Annotated in this window: 16 protein-coding genes and 2 riboswitches; of the genes, 13 read left to right on the forward strand and 3 right to left on the reverse strand. The window is 54.1% G+C overall.

Going from position 1 to position 22,525, the window contains the following annotated elements; genetic code table 11:
* Positions 1 to 57 precede the first annotated feature (57 nt).
* From BD749_RS05105 to BD749_RS05135, 7 genes are all read left to right on the forward strand, one after another.
* Positions 58 to 1,122, forward strand: coding sequence for a SusE domain-containing protein (locus tag BD749_RS05105; RefSeq protein ID WP_101443265.1), 1,065 nt, complete (start codon positions 58 to 60; stop codon positions 1,120 to 1,122).
* A 150-nt stretch (positions 1,123 to 1,272) separates the two neighbouring features.
* Positions 1,273 to 2,859, forward strand: coding sequence for an alpha-amylase family glycosyl hydrolase (locus tag BD749_RS05110; protein WP_101443266.1), 1,587 nt, complete (start codon positions 1,273 to 1,275; stop codon positions 2,857 to 2,859).
* A gap of 20 nt (positions 2,860 to 2,879) precedes the next feature.
* A complete protein-coding gene (locus BD749_RS05115) occupies positions 2,880 to 4,055 on the forward strand; it encodes an aldose epimerase family protein (protein WP_101443267.1) in 1,176 nt (391 codons plus the stop codon).
* Between the two features lie 654 nt (positions 4,056 to 4,709).
* Positions 4,710 to 7,439, forward strand: a complete 2,730-nt coding sequence (locus BD749_RS05120; RefSeq protein WP_101443627.1) for an alpha-L-rhamnosidase-related protein — start codon at positions 4,710 to 4,712, stop codon at positions 7,437 to 7,439.
* A gap of 120 nt (positions 7,440 to 7,559) precedes the next feature.
* The gene (locus BD749_RS05125; protein ID WP_101443268.1) at positions 7,560 to 7,805 is read left to right on the forward strand and encodes a hypothetical protein; all 246 of its coding nucleotides are present in this window, start codon (positions 7,560 to 7,562) and stop codon (positions 7,803 to 7,805) included.
* A gap of 59 nt (positions 7,806 to 7,864) precedes the next feature.
* A complete protein-coding gene (locus tag BD749_RS05130) occupies positions 7,865 to 8,770 on the forward strand; it encodes a LysR family transcriptional regulator (protein ID WP_101443269.1) in 906 nt (301 codons plus the stop codon).
* Positions 8,771 to 8,832: 62 nt separating this feature from the next.
* The gene (locus BD749_RS05135; RefSeq protein ID WP_101443628.1) at positions 8,833 to 10,035 is read left to right on the forward strand and encodes a threonine synthase; all 1,203 of its coding nucleotides are present in this window, start codon (positions 8,833 to 8,835) and stop codon (positions 10,033 to 10,035) included.
* A gap of 136 nt (positions 10,036 to 10,171) precedes the next feature.
* Here the strand turns inward: BD749_RS05135 and BD749_RS05140 are convergent, their stop codons facing one another.
* The 3 genes from BD749_RS05140 to BD749_RS05150 all read right to left on the reverse strand — a co-directional run bounded on the left by BD749_RS05140 (position 10,172) and on the right by BD749_RS05150 (position 16,056).
* The gene (locus tag BD749_RS05140; RefSeq protein WP_101443270.1) at positions 10,172 to 11,506 is read right to left on the reverse strand and encodes a Na+/H+ antiporter NhaC family protein; all 1,335 of its coding nucleotides are present in this window, start codon (positions 11,504 to 11,506) and stop codon (positions 10,172 to 10,174) included.
* Positions 11,507 to 11,593: 87 nt separating this feature from the next.
* Positions 11,594 to 12,955, reverse strand: a complete 1,362-nt coding sequence (locus tag BD749_RS05145) for a RagB/SusD family nutrient uptake outer membrane protein (RefSeq protein ID WP_101443271.1) — start codon at positions 12,953 to 12,955, stop codon at positions 11,594 to 11,596.
* Positions 12,956 to 13,044: 89 nt separating this feature from the next.
* On the reverse strand, positions 13,045 to 16,056 hold the full coding sequence (locus BD749_RS05150) for a SusC/RagA family TonB-linked outer membrane protein (protein WP_245868736.1): 3,012 nt from the start codon (positions 16,054 to 16,056) through the stop codon (positions 13,045 to 13,047).
* Positions 16,057 to 16,180: 124 nt separating this feature from the next.
* On the opposite strand from BD749_RS05150, the gene BD749_RS19230 reads away from it, so the two are divergent.
* The 6 genes from BD749_RS19230 (at position 16,181) to BD749_RS05175 (ending at position 22,365) form a co-directional block, all read left to right on the forward strand.
* Positions 16,181 to 16,459: a hypothetical protein gene (locus tag BD749_RS19230; protein ID WP_143741232.1), complete on the forward strand. Its 279-nt coding sequence runs from the start codon at positions 16,181 to 16,183 to the stop codon at positions 16,457 to 16,459.
* A 43-nt stretch (positions 16,460 to 16,502) separates the two neighbouring features.
* A riboswitch (SAM riboswitch) is annotated at positions 16,503 to 16,608 on the reverse strand.
* A gap of 268 nt (positions 16,609 to 16,876) precedes the next feature.
* Positions 16,877 to 16,975: riboswitch (SAM riboswitch) on the forward strand.
* A gap of 303 nt (positions 16,976 to 17,278) precedes the next feature.
* Positions 17,279 to 19,879, forward strand: coding sequence for a M14 family metallopeptidase (locus BD749_RS05155; RefSeq protein WP_101443273.1), 2,601 nt, complete (start codon positions 17,279 to 17,281; stop codon positions 19,877 to 19,879).
* Between the two features lie 165 nt (positions 19,880 to 20,044).
* A complete protein-coding gene (locus tag BD749_RS05160; protein ID WP_101443274.1) occupies positions 20,045 to 20,416 on the forward strand; it encodes a methylglyoxal synthase in 372 nt (123 codons plus the stop codon).
* A 74-nt stretch (positions 20,417 to 20,490) separates the two neighbouring features.
* Positions 20,491 to 21,036, forward strand: coding sequence for a hypothetical protein (locus tag BD749_RS05165; protein WP_101443275.1), 546 nt, complete (start codon positions 20,491 to 20,493; stop codon positions 21,034 to 21,036).
* A 155-nt stretch (positions 21,037 to 21,191) separates the two neighbouring features.
* Complete coding sequence (locus tag BD749_RS05170) at positions 21,192 to 21,728, forward strand: GNAT family N-acetyltransferase (RefSeq protein ID WP_101443276.1); 537 nt, start codon at positions 21,192 to 21,194, stop codon at positions 21,726 to 21,728.
* Between the two features lie 109 nt (positions 21,729 to 21,837).
* Positions 21,838 to 22,365 (forward strand): DUF421 domain-containing protein, encoded by a 528-nt coding sequence (locus BD749_RS05175; protein WP_101443277.1) that lies wholly within the window; start codon positions 21,838 to 21,840, stop codon positions 22,363 to 22,365.
* The last annotated feature ends 160 nt before the right edge of the window (positions 22,366 to 22,525 follow it).

The following is a 22,525-nucleotide window of genomic DNA, read 5'->3' on the forward strand; positions in this document are numbered from 1 at the left end:
TGGCGGCAGGTGCCATACCTGTCGCTGCCTTTTCCAACTGTTTAAAAATCGTTTTTTATGAAAAACTGGTTAAATAAATCGCTGCTCTTCGTAGTTGCCTCTCTCACGCTGATGAGTTGCGAGAAAGACGAAGAGAAATTGATCCTCCGCGAGGGCACCCCACCGATGCTCTCTACCAGCTCAACCAATGTGGTACTGACAGAGGAGACCGCTGAAGGCACCGCCCTCACGCTCAGCTGGAGCGAAGCCGATTTTGGCTTCGATGCAGCCACGGAGTACTCGCTGCAGGTTGACACCGCTGACAACAACTTTGCAACCCCATACACTGTTTCGCTGGGCAACAAAGTCATAAACAGAGCTTATACAGGCCAGGAGCTTAACACCCTGATGACCCGACTGAAGTACGCGCCAGAGGAAGCGCACCCAGTAAAATTCAGGATCAGAGCCATTGTATCGGAGTTTGTGGACCCGGTTTACTCTAACCCGGTTACCGTGAACATCACCCCGTACAATACCTACATTGAGCCTACTTTTATTTATGTGCCCGGCGACTACCAGGGCTGGAACCCAGGCACAGCGCCAAGCCTGATCTCGGTAGAGGCCAACAACATCTACAGCGGAGTGATCAGTTTTATAGACACAAAAAGCCGCATGTTTAAGTTTACAGAAGGACGCGATTGGAGCGTAAACTGGGGTAATGGTGCCACTGCTGGTACATTGGCGCCCGGTGGTTCCGACTTGTCTATACCGCTGGATGACCCTAGCAAGCCGGCGCCTGCAGTAGAAAGCTACATGATAACCGTAAACCTGAACACCTTGACCTGGAGCCACGCCAAACACTCGTGGGGCGTTATTGGCAGCGCCACGGCAGGCGGTTGGGATTCAGACCAGAACATGCGCTATATCAACGAGGAGGATATTTGGAAAGCAACCCTTGACCTAAAAGTAGGTGAAATCAAGTTCCGTTTCAATGATGGCTGGGACATTAACTATGGTGGTTCAGGCGGTAACCTAACCCTCGGGGGCAGTAATATTGCCGTGCCAACAGCAGGCAAGTATGAGATCACCCTCAAAATAAACGAGGAGGAAGGAACTGCCACCTATACCCTGGTGAAGTTGTAATCGAACCTAAATTAAACATATCAGAAACCCGACAGGCAGTTCCGCTCTGTCGGGTTTTCTATGTAAAGCCCTCCTGAACCAAAGCTAAAACCCTGGACACACAGCCACAAGATTATCGTCACTGGCTATTATGGCTAAACATACACAAACATGAAAAAACGAAACCTGCATCAACTCCTGCTTATACCTGCGCTATACCTGGCGACAGGTTGCAGCACACCTACCGTAGTCGACGGTGAGTCCGGAACTAAGACCGAAGCCAAAGCCAGCGAATGGCCGCGCACCGTAAGCTATGAGATCTTTGTGCAGTCCTTCTGCGACTCCGACAACGACGGCATCGGCGACATCAAAGGCATGACCTCCAGGCTCGATTACCTGGCGGAGCTGGGGATAGAGAACATCTGGCTGATGCCGATGAGCCCCTCTCCTTCCTACCACAAATACGACGTGACGGATTATACAGGCATTCACCCCGATTACGGCACGATGGAGGATTTTAAAGCCTTCGTGAAGGAGGCACACAAGCGCAATATCAAGGTAGTGATCGACCTGGTGGTGAACCATTCCAGCAACCAGCATCCCTGGTTTTTAGAGGCGGCAAAAGACGAAAAGAGCCCTTACCGCGACTACTACGTGTGGGCGCATAAAGACGATCCGCAGACCAAAGGCGAGGGCAAAACCACCGGCGACGACTCCCACAACGTGCAGCACTGGCACGAGGTGCCGGGCAGCGATTACAAATACTTCGGCTACTTCTGGGGCGGTATGCCCGACCTCAACTTCGACAATCCGAAAGTGCGGCAGGAGGTGTACAAAATCGGTCGCTACTGGCTGGAGGAGGTGGGTGTGGATGGCTTTCGTCTCGATGCGGCCCGCCATATTTTCCCGGACGACCGCCCGGAGGACAACCACCAGTTCTGGCAGGAGTTCAGGGCTGAGATGCAGCAAGTGAAACCGGATGTATACCTGGTAGGCGAAGTTTGGGCCGAGGCCGATGTGGTGGCGCCTTATACCAAAGGCTTACCCGCCCTCTTTAACTTTGAGATGAGCTGGAAAATACTCGATGCCCTGAAGTCTGGCAACGGCGACTCACTGGCGATCCACCACGACCGCATCACCAATACCTACCGCCAGGTGACCCCCGACTTTGTGGACGCCACCATTTTGAGCAACCACGACCAGAACCGCATCATGAGCGAAGTGAACGGCGATGTGAACAAGGCGAAAGTGGCAGCAGCCTTGCTGTTTACCTTACCAGGCGCCCCTTATGTGTATTATGGCGAGGAGATCGGGATGCAGGGCAAAAAGCCGGACGAGCAGATTCGGGAGCCCTTCCTATGGGATACGAAAACCAACGACGCGTGCAGAACAACCTGGTTGAAGCCCGAATACAGCACTGAGCAAAAGGTGCAGCCAGTGGCACAGCAATTACAGGACCCCAACTCCATCCTCAACCATTACAAGGCCTATATCCGGTTGCGCAACAACAGCAAGGCGCTTACTCTTGGTGAGTTGGAGCCCGTGAACGTGAATAACAGGGCCGTTAGCGCCTTCCTGCGCACCCAGGATGCTGAGTCGGTGCTAGTGCTGCACAACCTCTCAGGCAGCGAAGTGAGCGTGGCTATACCTGCTGGCTTGAAGGAGCACACGCAGCTAATGCACCAGCACAATGGCGCAAGCCTAAACAAAGGTGAGGCAATGATGCCGCCATACAGCTCTCTTGTCCTTCGGAAATAAACCTAATCTGCCATTCGTTTATGATGAAACCTAAAGCCTACTGTTCCTTGCGCTTCGTAACTTTGTTGGGCAGCCTGGCTACCGCTACTTTAATGGGCTGCGGTGGCAAGCCGGGCCTGCCCGGGCATAGCTATAGTTCTGAAAATGCAATTAACATGGAGATAAAATCTGAGCCATTCGGCACCGCACCCAACGGGCAGCAAGTGCAGCTCTATACCTTAACCAATGCCAGTGGCATGACCGTGAAGGTCACCAACTACGGCGCCATCGTGACGTCTATCCAAACACTAGACCGGGATGGCAACTTTGGCGAAGTAGCCCTCGGCTTTGACAGTGTGGACGGCTATATCCCTAACGATCCGCATTTTGGCGGCATTGTCGGGCGCTACGCCAACCGCATCGCCAAAGGCAAGTTCACTCTGGACGGGCAAGAGTATACCCTGGCGGTAAACGACAAGCCCAACCACCTGCACGGCGGCATCACGGGTTTCGACAGGGTGGTGTGGCAGGCCGAGCCGCTGCAAAAGCAAAACGCCATCCGGCTAACCTACGTGAGCAAGGACGGCGAAGAAGGCTACCCCGGCAATCTAACCGTCGTGGTCACCTATACCCTGACCGGCTTCAACGCCCTGAAGATCGACTACGAGGCCACTACCGACAAGGCTACACCGGTTAACCTGACCAATCACAGTTATTTCAATCTGAGTGCGGGCAAGGAAAAGGACATCCTCAACCACATCGTGAAGATCAATGCCGATCAGTTTACAGCCTCTGACGAAACGCTTATACCTACCGGCGAGCTTGCTCCAGTGAAAGGCACGCCCTACGATTTCACGACGTCCACCCGTGTTGGGGACCGCATCGAGAACCTGCAGGGCTACGGTTATGACCTGAACTACGTGGTGCGCAACGGAGGTGACAAACTGGTACATGCTGCCACGGTAGAGGACCCAAGCACAGGCCGCGTCATGCAGGTGCAGACCACGCAGCCCGGCATCCAGTTCTACACCGCCTACCACCTCGACGGTACCCTGACCGGCCACAACAACACGACCTACAACCGCTACGCCGGCCTCTGCCTCGAAGCCCAGCACTTCCCCGATTCCCCGAATCAGAAGAGCTTCCCTTCGACAATACTCAGGCCAGGAGAGAAGTATAGTGAGACAACGGTTTATAAGTTTGAGGTGAAGGAGTAGGTGCTGGAATGGAGCAAGGTGCCCTGACCTCGCAGCGTCTTCCAGACCTGCGAGTGTCTTAATTGCTACACAGGAGTAGTTGGCTGAATCAGGATTTTCAGGATTAGAAGATTTACAGGATTCCGGTGCAAGGTCAACATCCACCTGCCCCCTTCGAAGGGCAGGGCCGTTAAGTTCTGCAAAAACTATCCCCTTGAGGGGATTATAGGGGTGTCAATTCGGTGCTATAATGCCATTGATTGTCTTGTTTGAGATTCGTCCGCAGCAAGAACACCCCTCTGCGCTCCCCTCAAGGGGAGAATTTGGTAGAACTTAACGGCCCTGCCTTCAAAGGGGGACTTGCTGTTACTGCCATTTGAAGGTATAAGCTTTGTTGTTTCTGTCACAGACCACTGGCAGGTATAGCAAGACTAACTTGCACGTCTACTACGCAGCAGACAGCAGTGCCAGGTGCGCTTTTTGACGCTCCACTGTTTGAGCGGTCAGCGAGTTTGGAGCGTCTTGATTTTTTTGCTTACTGGGGGTAGGGGCCCTCTTTCTTTTCATCAAGGAAAAAAGTAAGGCCCGCCCGGCCAGGGCAAAAGCCAGCTATGCAATAGCAAAATCCGCTATACCTGCAACAAACACAGGTATAATACATTACAAAGATTGACCATGAAAAAACACTATTACATACATACCCTGGGCTTGGCAGCACTGCTAACGGCAACAGCCTGCAAAACACAGCAGCCTGACTTAGGCGTTTCGGAATCACAGGTAGTCACAGCAGCTATTTGGGAATCAAACAGCTACAACGTATTCCACGACGCCATTACCCAAGGCAGCTACATAGCAAAAGCCATTTCCCCAACCGAGATCACCTCTAGCTACCAAAGCCCGGCCAATGAGTTCCAGTCGCCGGAGGTGCTCTTCAAGTTCAGCATCAACAGCAAAGACAACGAGATGCCACCGGGGATGGACCACCAGTTCATCTGCCTGGCCGAGGAAGGCGGAAGCTGCGAAACACCGATCATTAAATTTGGGCAGCAGCTGAAGGCCACAGCCCCAGCACCACCAAAAGCTTTTTTGCCTCCGAACACGCCGCTGACCGTGCGCGTGGACATGCGGGAAGTGCTGGCCGCCTTTGAGAAAGACGGTTTCTACACGGCTTACAATGGGAGTAAGGTATACAAAGATGATTTCAAGGGCGTCTACATTGCGGGCAACTCCTCCCCTCTCTCCTGGGATTTCGACAACCTGGCGAGTCGCGAAGGGATGCAGCTGGAGGACCCGGATGGGGATGGCATTTACGAAGTGACGCTCACCATGAACGCCCACCGTGAGGAGAAATTCACGGCTTCGCACTGGAAGTTGAGTTCAAAGATCGACCACTATCCGCAATACAAATCGGATTACCTGCTCACCGATGCCCTTTACAACATGACGCTGGAGGAAGTGGTGAAGAACATCGAGTCTGACAGTACGTTCCGGACCGGAAAAGAATGGGCCGGTGTGTGGACCCGCGACATCAGCTATGCCCTGGTGTCAGGGCTAGCCGCCATTGAGCCGGAGGTAGCCCGCAAAAGCCTGATGCGCAAAGTGAAAAACAAGCGCATCATCCAGGATACCGGCACCGGCGGTGCCTACCCGGTGTCGACGGACCGCATTGTGTGGGCTACCGCTGCCTGGGAAATCTATACCGTGACCGGCGACCAGAACTGGCTGCGCCAGGCCTACGAGATCACCCGCAACTCGATGGAAGATGATTTGCTCAACGCCTTCGACCAGAAGACGAACCTGATGCGCGGTGAGTCGTCCTTCCTGGATTGGCGTGAGCAAACTTACCCGAAATGGATGCAGCCAGCCGACATTTACGCTTCGCAGAACCTGGGCACGAACGCCGTTCATTATCAGGCCAATGTACTACTGAGCCAGATGGCGACGATGCTAAACGACAAACGGGCAGCCGACAGGTATAGCCAACTAGCCCAGCGCATCAAGGAAGGTATAAACGAGCAGCTTTGGCAAGAGGATAAAGGCTATTACGGGCAGTACCTGTACGGCCGCAACTACCTGTCACTCTCCCCGAGATCTGAGGCGCTGGGTGAGGCGCTGACCGTGCTCTTTGGCATTGCCGATGGCGACAGGGCTAAACAGATCGTGGCCAGTACGCCGGTTTACGAGTTTGGTGTCCCAAGCATTTTCCCGCAAATCCCGAACATGCCGCCATACCACAACAACGGTATCTGGCCCTTCGTGCAGGCTTACTGGACGCTGGCCGCCGCCAAAGCCGGCAACGAAACCGCTACTGTGGAGAGCCTGAATGCCATGTACCGTCCGGCTGCCCTGTTCCTCACCAACAAGGAAAACTTTGTTGCCAGCAACGGCGACTATGCCGGCACCCAGGTTAACTCCGACCGCCAACTTTGGAGCGTGGGCGGCATGCTGGGCATGGCGTATAAACTGTTTTTCGGGATGGATTTTCAGGCTGACCAACTGGTGTTCAAGCCCTTTGTGCCCGAACTCTACAAAGGCAAGCGCAGCCTCAGCAATTTCAGGTATCGGAACGCCATGCTCGACATCGAGATGGAAGGTTTCGGCAATAGTATCCGGAGTATCACGATGGAGGGACAGGCACTGGAAGGAGCCGCTATACCTGCCTCGCTCACGGGCCGCCATACGGTAAAGATCGTGCTGAGTGATGCAATTGATGACAAAGGAAAGCAGAACAAAGTAGCCCACCATGTATCACCGCCAACTCCTACCGCCACCTTTGCTAAGGGCAGGTATAGCTGGCAGCCAGTGGAAGGCGCGGTGAGCTATACCGTGTTCAGAAACGGCAAGCCGCTGCAGCAAACCACTGAGACAGGTATAGCTGTGCAGCCAGACGGCTACGCCGAGTACCAGGTAATAGCGACCGATGCAGCTGGTTTCGGTTCTTTTGCCAGTGAGCCAGTGGCGGTCTACCCAGCCGCGCTCGAACAGGTATACGAAGCCGAAGCTGCTGCTACACCAGCCAAACAATCTTACAAAGGCTACACCGGCAAGGGCTTTGTGGAAGTGAGCCAAAAAACCAACGCGACCATCAGCTTCAAAGTGAACGCGCCACAGTCCGGCCTTTACGCCATCGACTTCCGCTATGCTAACGGCAACGGCCCGATCAACACCGACAACAAAGCCGCTCTTCGCACCCTTCGCAAGGGCAAGGAGTTAGCAGGCACCATCGTGCTGCCGCAGCGCGGCATTGGCGAGTGGAGCGACTGGGGTTACAGCAACAAGGTATGGGTGCAGCTCAACAAAGGCACTAACCAGCTATCGCTCAGCTTTGAGCCACAAAACGAGAACATGAACGGCGAAGTGAACCAGGCCATGATCGACCACCTGCGCCTTATTAGGGTGCAATAGAGCCTCTCAGTGTTCCAGATTTGAAAATCCCCGCTTGTAGCGCACAGGCGGGGATTTTTTTGCACTTGCCGTACCCTATTTCTCCAATTCCAGTATAGTCTATACCTTAAAACACGAACGATGACCCAAAGAGAAGTAACTGACAACGAAAACACCACCTGGACCTGCGTGCAGGCCTATGGCACCATTTCAAAAGAAAATGCCGACAAGGCAGCCGAGCTGACCGAAGACACAAACGGCGAGGTAACGGTGGTTTGCACCCCAAGCGGCGGCGCCCAGACCGTGCGGCTGCAGCTGCCCAAGGACTGGCTGGAAGCTGTTAGCGACGAAGAATTGGTCAACCAGATCACGGCACAACAGCAATAAGGCCCACTTCCAAACCACAAGGCATTTCGTTATACTTGCATACACGCTAACGAACAGGTATGCTTTCTCACAGGCACGAGATTTTTATGGAAGTGGCGCGGCTGCTGAGCTTCACCAAAGCCAGCCAGACGCTCTTTATCAGCCAGTCCGCCATCAGCAAGCACATCAAGGCGCTGGAGGAGTTCTATAAAACCGGCCTTTTTGAGCGACTTGGCAACAGCGTGGTCCTGACTCCGGCTGGCAAGCTGCTGTACGATAAACTTTTGGCTGCCAAACAACTGCAGCACGAGCTTTACCAGGACTTCAAACAGCTCAGCGAGAGTTTCTCGCCACAGGTGAACATGGTGCTGGGGGCCAGTACTACCATCTCGCTCTACATCCTGCCACCAGTGCTCTCGGCCTACCTGCAGAAGAACCCCAACGTGCAACTCGACCTCAAGAACCGGAACAGCGAGAACATCCTCAAAGCGCTCCTCGACCACGAAATCGACCTGGGCATTGTGGAGGGCATCAACAAGGTGAGCAACGTGACCTATATCCCTTTCCTCACAGACGAGGTGATCGCGGTCTGCTCATCCCGTAATCCGCTCAAAAAGCAACAGCTCGAGATACGCGACCTGTACGACATTCCGCTGGCGCTGCGCGAGCGCGGTTCGGGAACCCTGGCCGTGCTGGAGCTGGCTTTGGAGCAGAAACAAGTGAAGCTCAACGAACTTCCCATCAAAATAAGGTTGGGTGGCACGGAGGCCCTCAAAAATTTTGTGCGGGTTGATACCTGCCTTTCCTTCCTACCCCGGCAGGCAGTGATCAAGGAGCTGCAGTCGGGTGAATTGGTACAGGTGCCGATAAACGGACTCACCATCAAACGGAGCTTCAACTTCATTCAGCGTAAGGGCACGGAGAACAATTTCCCTTACAAAAATTTCATTCAGTTTACCAAACGCTACTATTCCAAAATGGAATAGCCTATTCCTTATATCTATTTTGTTTGGTCATATCAGCGGTGCAATTTGCCGTAGATACTGATATGAAAACGACGCTTCAACCTCTTATAAGTCACCTGAGTAGTTTGACCTGCTCCAATTGTGGCGCTCTTTACTCACCTTTCGAAAAACAAACGGTTTCGGCCTGCTGCCAAATGCCGCTACTGGCTGGCTATGCGCCCGACGTACTGCCCGAAAAAGAGGCTTTGCTCACCCGCGAAGGCACCATGTGGCGCTACCTCGAAATGCTGCCTGTGCTGCACAAAGAAAACATCGTGAGCCTGGGCGAAGGCTATACCCCCATCCTGCAACTGGCTAACCTGGCCAGAAAGTACGAGCTGCGCAGTCTGTTGCTGAAAGACGAGGGCCAGAACCCAACCGGTTCGTTTAAGGCCCGCGGCCTGAGCATGGCCATTTCAAAAGCCAAAGAGCATGGCGTGGAGGGCTGCATTATACCTACAGCCGGTAACGCCGGCGTGGCAATGGCTGCTTACTGCGCCAAGGCAGGTATGCGCGCCACCGTGGTGATGCCCCGCCACACGCCGAAAGCGTTCCGGGATGAGTGCTACTGGTACGGTGCCGAGGTGGTGCAGGTAGACGGACTGATCAATGATTGCGCCGCCAAAGTGAAAGAACTCAACACTGCAGGCGAACTGCTGGACGTTTCGACCTTGAAAGAGCCTTACCGCCTGGAAGGCAAGAAAACCATGGGCTACGAAATTGCCGAACAAGGCAACTGGCAACTGCCGGATGTGATCCTATACCCTGCCGGTGGGGGCACCGGACTGATCGGTATCTGGAAAGCTTTCCGGGAAATGAAGAAAATAGGGTGGTTGCCGGAGGACGCCAAACTCCCGCGCATGGTAGCCGTGCAGGCCGAAAACTGCCGCCCGCTGGTAGAGACATTCTATGGCCGGCAGGCTAACGCACAAAACTACATGGGCAAGCCAACCATCGCCAACGGTCTGGCCGTACCACGTCCGCTGGGCGAGCAGCTGATGCTGCAGACGCTGCAGGAATCAGGTGGCACGGCCATCAGCATCAGCGAACAGGAAATGATAACCGGTTTGAAAGAGCTTGGCTCCAGCGAAGGACTCTTTGTGGCGCCCGAAGGAGCCGCCGTCTGGATGGCCGCCCGCAAACTACTGGACACAGGCTTCATTCAATACGACGAAGAAATTCTGCTGCTCAACACCGGTTCGGGCCAGAAATACATGGAGAACCTGAGCGGTTTTCAGCCGGAATAAATGACACACAAACAACTCTGATATCTGCCACCTTTTAACACAAACGGGATAATAAAAGGCCCCTCCACCTGGGCTTAAATTAAAAGCCCCACCGACAGCTGTTGGTGGGGCTTTTCGTTTGGCTAAAAGTGAAATTCTAAGCTGCAACACGGGCAGCAGCAGGTTGTTTACTAAGGAAGCGGTCGACAAAAGGGGTAAAAATGGCCAGCAGGCTAAACAGCAACAGCAGGTACAGGTACCAGGCATTGGCCCAGATGTCTGCAAAAGAGGCTGTCCCGTTGGTAAAACTAAGCAGGATCAGGATTTGAGCCCCGTAAGGCAATAAGCCCTGCACCACGCAGGAGAAAATATCCAGCAGGGCAGCAGCTTTGCGTTTATCTACCTGGTAGCTGCGGCTGATTTCTTTGGCTACCGGGCCCGTCACGACAATGGAAACCGTGTTGTTGGCGATAGCGGCATTGGTGCCTCCTACCAATGCACCTATACCTAGTTGCGCCGAGCGGTTGCCTTTGATCGCACCTGTGACTTTCTCCAGCAGGAACTGGATACCGCCTGCTTCACGCACCATTTCAGCCAGGCCACCGGTGAGCATGGAGAGCAGGAAAATCTCGAACATGCCCGTAAAGCCTTCATATACCTTTTTGCTGAACACCAGCACATCCAGACTGCCATACGCCAACCCTACCACACCAGAAGCGATAGTTCCGATGGTCAGCACCACAAACACGTTTACGCCCATCACCGCCAGCACGATCACCAACAGGTATGGCGCGATCTGCCAGAACATAAAGTCGCCTAGAACCGCCGGTACTTCCACAGCGGCAGATGGGTATTGCCCGGCGATTAGTAAGAATAATATGGTGATCAAAGCGGCTGGTCCGGCAATAAGCATGTTCACCCGGAACTTATCTTTCATGCTGCACTCCTGCGTCTGGGTAGCCGCAATGGTGGTATCAGAAATGAAGGAAAGGTTGTCGCCGAACATGGCACCGCCCAGCAAAGCGCCCAGCAGCAGCGGCAAGGCGATATGGCTCTGCTCGGCCAGCCCTACCGCAATGGGTCCCAAAGCCACAATGGAGCCTACTGAGGTACCGGTAGCCGTGGAAAGAAAAGCGGCCAGCAGAAAAATGCCCAGTGCCAGGTACTCCACCGGAAGCAGACTAAGCCCCAGGTTAACCGTAGCGTCTACTCCACCTACGGCTTTGGAAACAGTAGCAAAGGCACCGGCCAGCAGGTAAATCAGGCACATGGTCATGATCCTGGTATCGCCGCAGCCGCGGATCAGGGCCTCCACTTTAGCATTGATAGAGCCTTTCAAAATAAAGAAAGCGGAGATGATGCCAATGACCACGGCCACGGGAGAAGGCATGGCATAAAAGTCGTCGAGCAAGATGCCGGCTCCTAAAAAAGTAAAAACAAAAATCAGGAACGGGACCAGGGCCGTTCCGCCACTCTTCTGAATGTGCTGCATGTTAATGTGTATGAACGAAAAATTGAAGCGGAAGGCGCGACATCTCCGTCAAGATGCCACGCCTTCCACTCCTGGTGTGGAGTAAGTCTAGTAACCCGGGTTTTGGTCTTGCGGCCCCAGATCCGGGTCGGCCAGAATCTCGCTGTTCGGGATTGGGAAGCGGAGCTTGTTCGGGTCCGCTATACCTAGCACCGCCTGTGCCCTGCCCGTCCGGATCAGGTCGAACCAACGGTGCCCTTCAAAGGCCAACTCCACTTTGCGCTCCTGCTCCACAGCCAGCAAGGCAGCCGCCACGTCGGCTGTCACCAGGGATTGCAAGTCAGCCCGCTTTCGCACCAGGTTCAGGTCTTCCAGGCCGCCTGCCAGATTGTTTTGTCGCAGTCTCGCTTCGGCCCGGATCAGGTACTGCTCGGCGATGCGCAGGATAAAAGCCCCGTCTTCACCCGTCGCGATTTTGGTGTACTTCTGCCCGAAAACGGTTTCTGTGCTCCCGTTCACCTGCGATCCGATCAGGGCACTTCTGCTGCCGCCGATGGCCGGGTTGCGCAGGTCCTGCGTGATGCTGGCTGATGGCTTCCATTCGTAACGGCCGCCGCGGCTGCTGGTGAGCCAATAGTTGGCGTGGGAGTTGCGGTCGGCGTTGTCGTACACTAGTTCCAGGATGCTCTCCTCGGTCAGCTTGCCGGTATAGAAGGCACTGTAGGGCTGTACCAGACGCGTCTTGCCGTTGTTGAGAACCAGCGTGGCGAATTCCTCCGCCTTGTCCCAGTTTTGCTGGTACAGGTATAGCCTGGCTTTCAGGGCCCACACCGCTTCTTTTGAGGCCCTGGACCGAACGCTCAAAGTTGGCAACAACAGCTCGGCCTGCTCCAGGTCGGCCAGCACCTGGGCGTAGGTTTGCTCGAGCGAAGACCGCCCGATACCCTTTCCGCTGTTCTTGTCCTTGGTGGGCTGCAGCACCAGCGGCACCCCGCCCCAGGCACGGCCCAGGTCAAAGTAAGCGAGGGCACGCAGGAAGTAGGCCTCCCCCAGGATCTTCTGGCGCTGCACCTCCGTCAGGTTGCGGTCCTGTATGCCCGGCACCTTGTCGATAAGGTTGTTGGAAACGTTCACCACCCGGTAGATCTGGCTCCACACGGACTTGATGGAGCTGTTCTCGGCAGTGATGGCGTTCAGGTCGAACTGCTGGTAAAAGTTGAAAGAACCGGACCAGTTTACTTCGTCGGCAGAGAGATAGGCCAGCGCCGGGTACTCAAAGCCGTAGTAGCTGTTACTCTGGAGTTCGCTGTAGGCACCGAGCAGGGCCGCTTCCGCCCCACGCTTGTCGGTGATGGACAGCTCGGAGGAGATGTCGAGGCGGGGCTGTGGCTCCAGGATGTTGTCGCAGCCGGAGAGTGTTACCAACAGGGCCAGTGCGAGTGCTTTATAGTTATTCAGTAGAAATTTCATGTTTATTCGCTTCGTTAATAGACTCCGGCTATTTAGTTAGCTTACAGTGTGACAGGTATAGCCGACCTCACAGCCGGAGTTTTTATGTTTTAGAAAGTTACATTGATGCCTGCCTGAAAGGCCCTCGGCTGTGGCACTACGGCATGGTCGATGCCGCGCACGTTCTGGTTATTGCCGGCCACGTTCACCTCCGGGTCCAGGCCGCTGTAGTTGGTCAGCGTCCAGAGGTTGGTGCCGGACACATAGAGGCGCAGGTTGGCAATCTTATACCTGTTGAGCACTTCTGCCGGCACGGTATAGCCCAGCGTAACGGAGCGCAGGCGCAGGAACGAACCGTCCTCGATAAATCGGCTGCTTGGCAGGTTGTAGTTGTTGCCAACACGGGTCAGGCGCGGCACATCGGTCACATCGCCTGGCTGCTGCCAGCGGTCCAGCTGGCCCGGCAAAAACGTGATGGAGCCGTTGCGGGTGCCGCCGTGCTCCATAAAGAAGCGGTTCAGGTTGAGGATGTCGTTGCCGTACTCGAAGTAGAACAGGGCCCCCAGGTCGAAGCGCTTGTAGTTGAGCTGGTTGTTCAGGCCGCCGAAGAAATCAGGTGCGGCATTGCCCGCGATCTGGCGGTCTGCCACGTTGATCACACCATTTTGGTCCACGTCGTCGTACACGGCGTCGCCTGTCTGCGGGTCCACGTAGAGCTGGCGGTATACCCAGAACGCGTATACCTGGCCGCCCTCCTCCATGCGTATCCAGTCGCGGGAGTGCTGGTTGATCGGGATTGGTAGCTTCTCGATGCGGTTCACGTTGCGGGCGATGTTCAGGCTGGTTGTCCAGGTGAAGTCATCTTGCGCGATGTTGGTGGAGGAGATGTTCAACTCCACTCCTTTGTTGCTGATCTCACCCAGGTTCTCGAACACGCTGCTAAAGCCTGTCTTGGCCGCCACCGGCACTTCTAAAAGTAGATCGCGGGTATACTTGTTATAGTAGTTGGCTTCGAGTTTCAGGCGGTTTTGCAGCAAGGCCAGGTCGAGGCCCACGTTCCATTGGCGGGTAGTCTCCCACTTCAGGTCCGGGTTGGCCAGCTGTTGATGGCTGATGCCGGGCAGCCCGTCATAGTTGCGGCCGGCACGCCACAAGCCCAGCGAGGCAAAGTCGTTGATGCCGTTCTGGTTACCGGTCAGGCCGATGTTAGCACGGAGCTTTATCAAATCGAAAGGCAGGTCCTGGGCAAAGGCTTCTTCCGAGACAATCCAGGAAGCACCCAGCGATGGGAATACACCCCAGCGGTTGGCGGCTCCGAAGCGTGAAGACGCGTCGGCACGCACACTGCCGTCCACGCTATACCTGTCTTTGTAGGTATAGCCGGCCCGCGAAAAGAAGGATACCAGGCCGTTCTGGCTCGAGTTGGTGGAGCCGGTTTGCAGCGACGAAGAGGCTATCTCCTGGAAGTCGTCGCTCGGGAAGTTGCGGCCGGTCAGCGACAGCGTGTTATACCTGGTCTGCTGCACAGTGTTACCCAGGAGCACGTTCAGGAAATGGTCGCTGCCGAAGCGCTTGTTGTAGGTCAGCAACTGTTCGTTCAGCAAAGTCACGAGGCGGGTATCCACACGGCTGGCATTACCGGCTGGCAGGCCCACACTGATCTGCGTGTTGTTGTATACCTTGTCGGAGTAGTTGTTGTAGTCCAGGCTCCAGCTCGATTTAAAGGTCAGGCCATCCAGCACTTCGTACTCGCCATACAGGTTCGAGATCAGGCGGCTGCTTTCCCCCTTGATATTCAGGTTATCGATCAGGGCCAGGTGGTTGTCGAAGATAGAGTGGCGGGCATAGCTGCCGTCTTCGTTAATCACCGGTAGGTAGGTGGGCACGTACAGGGCCGAGTTGATCACCCCCTGGGCACTGTCGTCGTTGCGGCTCTGGTTGCGCTGGCTGTACGATACGGTGGTGCTGGTGCCGATGGTCAGGCGCTTGTTCACGAGGTGATCGTAATTGAAACGACCGCTGAAGCGCTCAAAGGCGGCAGGCTTCACGATGCCCTCCTGCTTGAAGTAGCCCCCGCCCAGGAAGAAGCGGTTGGAAGCGCCCCCACCGGAAGCCGACAGGTCGTAGCTCTGCGTACGGGCCGTGCGGAACACGTCGGGTATGCGTGAATAAGTGGTTTGCTCCTGCGGCGTGCCCAGGCCTCCCTCGCTTCTTGGGCGGAACGGCACCAAGGCTGGATTGCCCCCATCGTTCAGGAACGTCTCGTTGATGAGCTCCGCTTCCTGCTGTGCATTCACGGTTTCGTAAATCTTGGGAGCTTTCGCTATACCTGCGTAGGACTGGAAATTGATCTTGGTCCCGGCATTGGTCTTGCCGCGCTTGGTCGTGATCAGCACCACCCCGTTGGCACCGCGGGCGCCGTAAATGGCGGTGGCGTTCGCGTCTTTCAGGATTTCGATGCTCTCGATGTCGGCCGGGTTCAGGTCGGCCAGCGGGTTGGTGGTCTGCCCGCCCAGGCTCAATCCTGAAAGCGACTGGTTATTGATGAAAACGCCGTCCACCACATAGAGTGGCTCGTTGCTGGCGTTGATGGAGGTGTTGCCCCGGATGCGCACAAAGATGCCGCCACCTGGCGTACCGCTGGCCGCCGCGATCTGCACCCCGGAGGCCTTGCCCTGCAGCAACTGGTCAGGCGATGGCGCCGGTATACCTTTCAGTTCCTCTGGGTTCACCGAGGTCACGGCACTCGACACCGCCTTCTGCGACTGCGTGCCGTAGCCGACCACCACTACTTCGCTGAGGGCTTTGGTGTTTTCCTGTAGGCTCACCTGCACTGTTTCGCCCGCTACTTTCACTTCGCGCAGGGTATAGCCCAGGCTTGAAATCACGAGTGTCTGCCCCTGCTCCACCGGCAGGGAAAAGCTGCCATCTACACCGGTCACGGTACCTTTGTCGGAGCCTTTGAGTTGTACGCGGGCGCCTATCAGCGGCTCGCCCGTCTTCGCATCTTTTACGACACCCCTTGTTAAGGTGCCCTGTGCGAGGGCCGCTATACCTGTAGCCAGCACCAGGCCAAGCGACAGCAGTACCCGCACGAATCTATTTGTGTTATGATTTTGCATTTTGTTATAAAAATTTGGACAAAGTATTCCCACCCTGCAATTTTTAGGATTGCAGCCATTGGGTAAATCGACAAGAGTTATATTAGATTATTACAAGGCGCAGCGTTAGCAATAACAGCTACGCATGCGCATTCGCATGGTGCGGGGCAAAAAGGTGTGGAAGAAAGCAGTGTGCTGCTTCCCGGCGAATAAAGCCGGCGTATGGCTACGCAGCCTGGGTTGGGGTATAGGATTTCCCATGGTTAAATCAGAAAAAAAAGAATGGGTTAGAAAACGTGTTCAGCAACAACCAGGCACCACTACGGCACCAGGAATAACTAAACGAAAAAGAATGAAAGGATTAGCAACAACAGCAGTAACAGCACATTCGCATAGCAGGCGCTACGACAGGGGAAAAGGCTGAAAATAAACTGGCTGGGGTGGAGTACGGTGTGTTCATGTGTTTCAATTTATATGTCCCAAAACTGGGCAGGAGTTAGCACCTTTTCCGGCTTGCACCGATGGTTGCTAGAGGGTCGCGGAGCCTGCTCTCTCACCTCTTCTTTATAAATCTTCGATAAAGATGCTGCAAAGGTAAGGCGACAATTTTTAGGAATGCAAGTTTTTTTAGAAAAAAATATTTTCTCCAAAAATAAAATTAGTGATACTCCAGATTTTTCAGCATACTTACTTCAAAGCTTAAAAAGATCAAATTCAGTGTATTTACCTGCACGCAACACTTGTATAGACAGGAGTAAACTACCTCCTCCCCGACATTTCTTTTCTGTTTTAAAATTTTTTTTTTTGCAAGTCTGGCGTATCCGCCTATACCTTTGCAGTGAATTTATACCGAAGAGGTGAGAGAGCAGGCTCCGCGACCCTCTAGCAACCAGTCTGAGACCAGGTGCTACTTCCTGCCCGTTTTAGGGACCTATAAGTTTAATGACATGCAACAATCTTTCTGCGCTACTCTATCGCGCCACGACTTCATCTCTACTTTTTTGAATTCCAGTGCATATTCGCTTTCCTGCTGTTGTTGCAGGTAAGTCAGGCTTTGCTTCTCCTGGGTTAATCCGGGTTGCTATACCTGAAAGCCGTCCAACGGAGCAGCTCTCCTATACCTTGGCCCTGGCATTTTGCTGTGGTTTACTGACCTGAACCAGGGGGTTTTCCTCCCTGCGTACCGACACACCAGCCCGGGCAGGGTTCACGCAAATTTTCTTTCATCCTATACCTTGTTTTCATGAATTCTACCCTCCGGAAGTCTGCGCAAGCACTTCTCTCGACGCTCTTGTTATGGGCGCTTCTGGTGCTGCCAAGTGTGGCACAAAACAGCTACTACTTCCCTAAAACCAAAAATTTCGACCCGGCTATACCTACGCCAGAGCAATTTCTGGGCTACGGTATTGGCGAGCGCCAGACCCGCTACGACCGCGTGGTGGCCTACCTGCAGGAACTGGCCCGCTTATCCGACAAAGCCAGCATCGAAATCATCGGCTATACCTACGAGCACCGCCCGCAGGTGATCCTGACCATCACGGCACCGCAAAACCATGGCAGACTGGAGCAAATCCGGCAAGAGCACCTGCAGTTGGCCGACCCGGCCAAAGCGGCCCCTGCCCTGGCGAACATGCCGGTGCTGGTGCACCTGGGCTACAACGTGCACGGCAACGAATCGTCGAGCACCGAGGTGTCGATGCTGACGGCCTACTACCTGGTGGCCAACCGCGATCCGGAAACGCAAAGGTACCTGCAGGAGTCGGTGGTGTTTATCGACCCCGCGCTGAACCCCGATGGCCGAGACCGCCACACCAACTGGGTGAACATGCACCAGGGCAACCCGGCCGTGAGCGACCCGGCCGACCGCGAGCACAACGAGGTATGGCCGGGCGGGCGCGGCAACCACTACTGGTTCGACCTGAACCGCGACTGGCTCCCGATTGCGCACGTGGAGAGCCAAAACCGACTCGAATTTTACCACAAGTGGCTTCCGAACGTGGTGATCGACTTCCACGAAATGGGCACTAACTCGACTTACTACTTTGAGCCGAGCAAGCCCTACAGCTCCGAAAACCGCCTGATCCCGCGCAGCACCTACGATGGGCTGAACGTGCTGCTGGCCAAATATCACGCGGAGGCGCTGGATGAACTGGGCTCACTCTACTTCACCAAAGAACAATACGACAACATCTACCCGGGTTACGGCTCTACCTACCCGGACTTTCAGGGCGGCGTGGGCATTACCTTTGAACAGGCTAGCTCGCGTGGCAACAAACAGGAGAACTCGCTAGGTGTCCTGACTTTTGCCTTTACCATCCGCAACCACCTGGCCACCGGGTTGGCTACCGTAAAGGCTTCCGTAGAAAACCGCGAAACCCTGCTCAAGCACCAGCGCGAATTTTACCAGTCTGCCATTACAGATGGACGCAAGAACGGTGTGCGGGCTTATGTGTATGGCGAGAACTACGACGCGACCCGTTTACGTAAATTCACTGAACTACTGCTAGCGCACCGCATCGAGGTATACGAGCTGGAAAAATCGATCACGGCCGACGGCAAGAAGTTCGAGAAAGGCAAAGCCTATGTGGTACCGACCGAGCAACCACAGTATCGCCTGGTAGAGTCTATCTTCGCCAAGACAAAGGAGTTTGACGACAGCGTGTTTTACGACGCCTCTACCTGGACCTTGGCGCTGGCCTACAACCTACCCCATGCGGGTTTGAAGTCAAAGGCGACTACAGGCAAGCGCGTAACCGAACTCGCAACGGTCAGCCATACCTTACCAGCCCAAAGCCGCTACGCCTACCTGCTCGACTGGGCCGATTACAATGCCGCCGGTGCGCTCTACCTGTTGCAGGAAAAAGGCGTGGTCACGCAGACCGTGTTCAAGCCCTTTACGGCCAACACACCCGATGGGCCCAAGGCCTACCAACCTGGTGCCATCACGATTCCGGTGGCGTCACAGAAAATCTCCGCCGACTCACTATACAAGGTGATCCAGGAAGTAGCTGAAAAGAAACAGGTGCGCTTTGCCTCCGTGAAAACTGGCCTGAGTGTGCAGGGCATTGACCTGGGCAGCAACAACATTCACACCCTTAAAAAGCCCGAGGCACTAATTCTCACAGGTCAGGGCATCACCTCATATGAAGTGGGTGAAGTGTGGTTCCTGCTCGACCAGCAACTCCACATGCCCATCTCTAAGGTAGACCTGAGCGCTTTTGCCCGACTCAACCTGGCACGCTACAACACCATCGTGCTCGTGAGCGGTGCCTACAACAGCCTCGACAAAACGGCTGTCGACAGGCTGAAGCGCTGGGTTGCCGACGGCGGCACACTCATCACGTTCAAGTCGGCCTCGGAGTGGGCCATTAAGCAAGGTATAGCGCAGGGCAAGATCGTCCCTGCCCGCGACACAGCCAGCAAAGTCGCCCGCATCGACTTTGCCAACGCCGCGCCTACTGAGGGCGCACAGTCGGTGGGCGGTTCCATTTACGAAGTGGATCTGGACACCTCGCACCCGCTGGGCTTTGGTTTCACCAATCGCAAACTGCCGGTATACCGCAACAGCACCACCATCCTGACACCAGCCAAAAACCCCTACAGCACCGTGGCCCAGTATACCAAAGACCCATGGTTGAGCGGCTATGTGTCGAAAGGCAACCTGCGCAAGATCAGTAACTCGGCCGCGCTACTGGTGAGCGACCAGGGGCAGGGACGTGTGATTCTGTTTGCCGACAACCCGAACTTCAGGGGCACCTGGTACGGCACCAACAAGCTGTTCTTCAATGCGATATTTTTCGGATCGGTGATCAGGACACCCGGTACAGGTATAGCTGCGGAGTAAACCTTATGACCAGCTAAACGCAGGAGGCCAGTGCATGTAGTGCTGGCCTTTTGCTTTATTTTTGTGTTAAGTGCATCTGCATTCGTCCAAAAAATAGTACCTTCACTTATACCATTAGCCGCTCGTTCCGGAGCCGCTAGTAACTAATCATTCTACATTCGAATCATGGAAACCACCATTGCATTAATCGCCCACAACAACAAGAAAACCGAACTACTGAACTGGGTAAAAGAAAACCAGCAGGCCCTTCGTCACTATAAACTCGTCGGCACAACGAACACTTCCAAGCTGATAAACGAATTGCTCGACATGAACGTGGAGCCCTTCGGACACGGCCCGAGCGGCGGTGACATTTTACTGGCTGCACGTCTGCTTCAAGGTCAGATCCAAAAGGTGATCTTCTTCATTGATGTAGAAACCCCACACGGCCACGAACACGATATCCAGACACTTATCCGCACGGCAGTACTCAACAACATTCCCATCGCCTTGAATCGTGCTTCGGCTGATTTGATTGTGCTGGAGCGTGAGCGGTAGTAGGTCTTTATTTACAGCGCCGATAAGCGTAGGTTTACGCTTTTGAACAAGTTATATGGCATGCTAATTAAAAAATGAAAAGAAACTTAAATTTCAAGTTTGATTGCTCCAAGGAAGTTGCTTCACAAAAGGTAAAAGAATACTTCTTAAGCCAAGGGTTTAAACTACACAGCAACTATAAGGACCAATTAGTTTTCAAAAGGGGCAGTATACTTTTGAATATGGTCACATTCAACCCGTTCCAGTGGAACAGTACGATAACAATTGAAATTGCTGATTCTGTAATAAATTCTGAATTTGATATTAATACAGACTTTCAGGCTGTAACATTGAAAGAAGAACAGCTTTGGGAGAATTTTATAGATAATTTTAAAAAATCCATCATAGACAACTTAAACTACTCCTCTATCAACAAAAAGCTCCTTAGGGAGACAAAATATAATAGTTTGAAGTATGTTAAACCAGCCTTAATAGGTGGACTGGCGGCAGCTATACCTGGTGGAATCATAGCATATTTTACAGGTGCGGGAAGTGTGGTTGCCATAGCGGCAGCTGGCGGTGCAATGTCTTATGTGATGCATCAAATAGAGCAAGAAAAAAAGAAGAACAACGCCATATAACACTATACATAAATCAAGTTGTGGCTTTGCCTTACTCGCTTTATGTATCAACCGTTAGCCCAAAAAGATAAAGCCCAAACGAACAACTGGCTCGCAAGCCCTACCAGCCAGAAATCAATCACTATACCTGAGCTAGACCTGAAAGTCGAAATGCCATGACGATCAACATACCACATGTACTCGAAAACGACAAAGCCATCCTCTACCCGCTGCAGGAACCTGACTTTGAAGATCTGCTGGCCGTGGCCTCCGACCCGCTGATCTGGGAGCAGCACCCAAACAAGGACCGGTGGAAACGTGAGGTTTTCCGCACCTTTTTCGACGGAGCCCTGCAAAGCAAAGGAGCTTTCAAAATCATCGACAAAGCCACCGGCCAACTGGCAGGCAGCACCCGCATCTACGACTACAACGCCCAGGACAGCACCATCCTCATTGGCTATACCTTCTTTGGCCGTGCGTACTGGGGCAAAGGGCTCAATCTCTCTGTAAAAGCCCTGCTACTCGACTACCTGTTCGGTTTCGTGAAGCAGGTATACTTCCACATCGGGGCCGTGAACGTACGCTCCCAAATAGCCATCGGTCGCCTGGGCGCCACCAAAGTTGCAGAACAGGAAGTTGCCTATTTCGGCGAAGCACCTAAACTCAATTACGTGTACTGCATCAGCAAGCAGGATTGGCAAGGCCAGGTATAGCTCCCAACAAACCGATGCATCGGGCACAGGCAATTGTAACCTATACCTGTCTGGCTTACGTTGCATATGGCATAAGCTGCTATACCTGTAGCCGCTTCGCCAAAACCCCATGACAGAAAACCTCTTCTTCGACAACTGGGATAGCCTTTTGCGCACGTTTGCCGTCACGGTCATGGCGTATCTGGTCATCGTCTTTTTATTGCGCGTGTCGGGCAAGCGCACGCTCTCCAAGATGAATGCCTTTGACTTTATCGTGACGGTGGCACTAGGCTCGGTGCTGGCCACGGTGTCGCTGAACAAAGATGTAACCCTGGCCGACGGGGCCATGTCCTTTGGGGTGCTCATTTTCATGCAATACCTGCTTACCTGGCTCTCGGTGAGGTATAAGGCCGTAAAACGCCTGGTCACGTGTCAGCCGGCATTGCTTCTGTACAAAGGTGAAGTGCTACCCGACGCCCTGCAGCACGCGCGGGTAACCCTGGAGGAACTGCATCTGAGAGCACGCAAAGAGGGCATCGGCGACCTGAAGGAGATAGACGCCATGGTGCTGGAGGCAACCGGTGAGATCACTGTTATCTCAAAAATAAACACCCAATCGCCTCGTGCCTTGCAGGAAGTGCAAAACTTCCGCGCTTAAGCCTACGTCTCTTGTTATACCCGGCAACTTCCTGCCACTGCCCTGCGTACTCACACGAGTTATTTCCGAAATGCATGCAGATTCAACAAAATACCCGGACAATCCTCCATCTACAGCTCCCTATACCTGCCCGATTCGCTAAGTTTTCCTAACTTGCATC

This window comes from Pontibacter ramchanderi, from assembly GCF_002846395.1.
Taxonomy (GTDB): domain Bacteria; phylum Bacteroidota; class Bacteroidia; order Cytophagales; family Hymenobacteraceae; genus Pontibacter; species Pontibacter ramchanderi.

What these genes read in the sequence shown, in the direction of transcription:
- BD749_RS05105 (WP_101443265.1), top strand. Translation starts at nt 58, where the DNA reads ATGAAAAACTGGTTAAATAAATCGCTGCTCTTCGTAGTTGCCTCTCTC.
- BD749_RS05110 (WP_101443266.1), top strand. Translation starts at nt 1,273, where the DNA reads ATGAAAAAACGAAACCTGCATCAACTCCTGCTTATACCTGCGCTATAC.
- BD749_RS05115 (WP_101443267.1), top strand. Translation starts at nt 2,880, where the DNA reads ATGATGAAACCTAAAGCCTACTGTTCCTTGCGCTTCGTAACTTTGTTG.
- BD749_RS05120 (WP_101443627.1), top strand. Translation starts at nt 4,710, where the DNA reads ATGAAAAAACACTATTACATACATACCCTGGGCTTGGCAGCACTGCTA.
- BD749_RS05125 (WP_101443268.1), top strand. Translation starts at nt 7,560, where the DNA reads ATGACCCAAAGAGAAGTAACTGACAACGAAAACACCACCTGGACCTGC.
- BD749_RS05130 (WP_101443269.1), top strand. Translation starts at nt 7,865, where the DNA reads ATGCTTTCTCACAGGCACGAGATTTTTATGGAAGTGGCGCGGCTGCTG.
- BD749_RS05135 (WP_101443628.1), top strand. Translation starts at nt 8,833, where the DNA reads ATGAAAACGACGCTTCAACCTCTTATAAGTCACCTGAGTAGTTTGACC.
- BD749_RS05140 (WP_101443270.1), bottom strand. Translation starts at nt 11,506, where the DNA reads ATGCAGCACATTCAGAAGAGTGGCGGAACGGCCCTGGTCCCGTTCCTG.
- BD749_RS05145 (WP_101443271.1), bottom strand. Translation starts at nt 12,955, where the DNA reads ATGAAATTTCTACTGAATAACTATAAAGCACTCGCACTGGCCCTGTTG.
- BD749_RS05150 (WP_245868736.1), bottom strand. Translation starts at nt 16,056, where the DNA reads ATGCAAAATCATAACACAAATAGATTCGTGCGGGTACTGCTGTCGCTT.
- BD749_RS19230 (WP_143741232.1), top strand. Translation starts at nt 16,181, where the DNA reads ATGCGCATTCGCATGGTGCGGGGCAAAAAGGTGTGGAAGAAAGCAGTG.
- BD749_RS05155 (WP_101443273.1), top strand. Translation starts at nt 17,279, where the DNA reads ATGAATTCTACCCTCCGGAAGTCTGCGCAAGCACTTCTCTCGACGCTC.
- BD749_RS05160 (WP_101443274.1), top strand. Translation starts at nt 20,045, where the DNA reads ATGGAAACCACCATTGCATTAATCGCCCACAACAACAAGAAAACCGAA.
- BD749_RS05165 (WP_101443275.1), top strand. Translation starts at nt 20,491, where the DNA reads ATGAAAAGAAACTTAAATTTCAAGTTTGATTGCTCCAAGGAAGTTGCT.
- BD749_RS05170 (WP_101443276.1), top strand. Translation starts at nt 21,192, where the DNA reads ATGACGATCAACATACCACATGTACTCGAAAACGACAAAGCCATCCTC.
- BD749_RS05175 (WP_101443277.1), top strand. Translation starts at nt 21,838, where the DNA reads ATGACAGAAAACCTCTTCTTCGACAACTGGGATAGCCTTTTGCGCACG.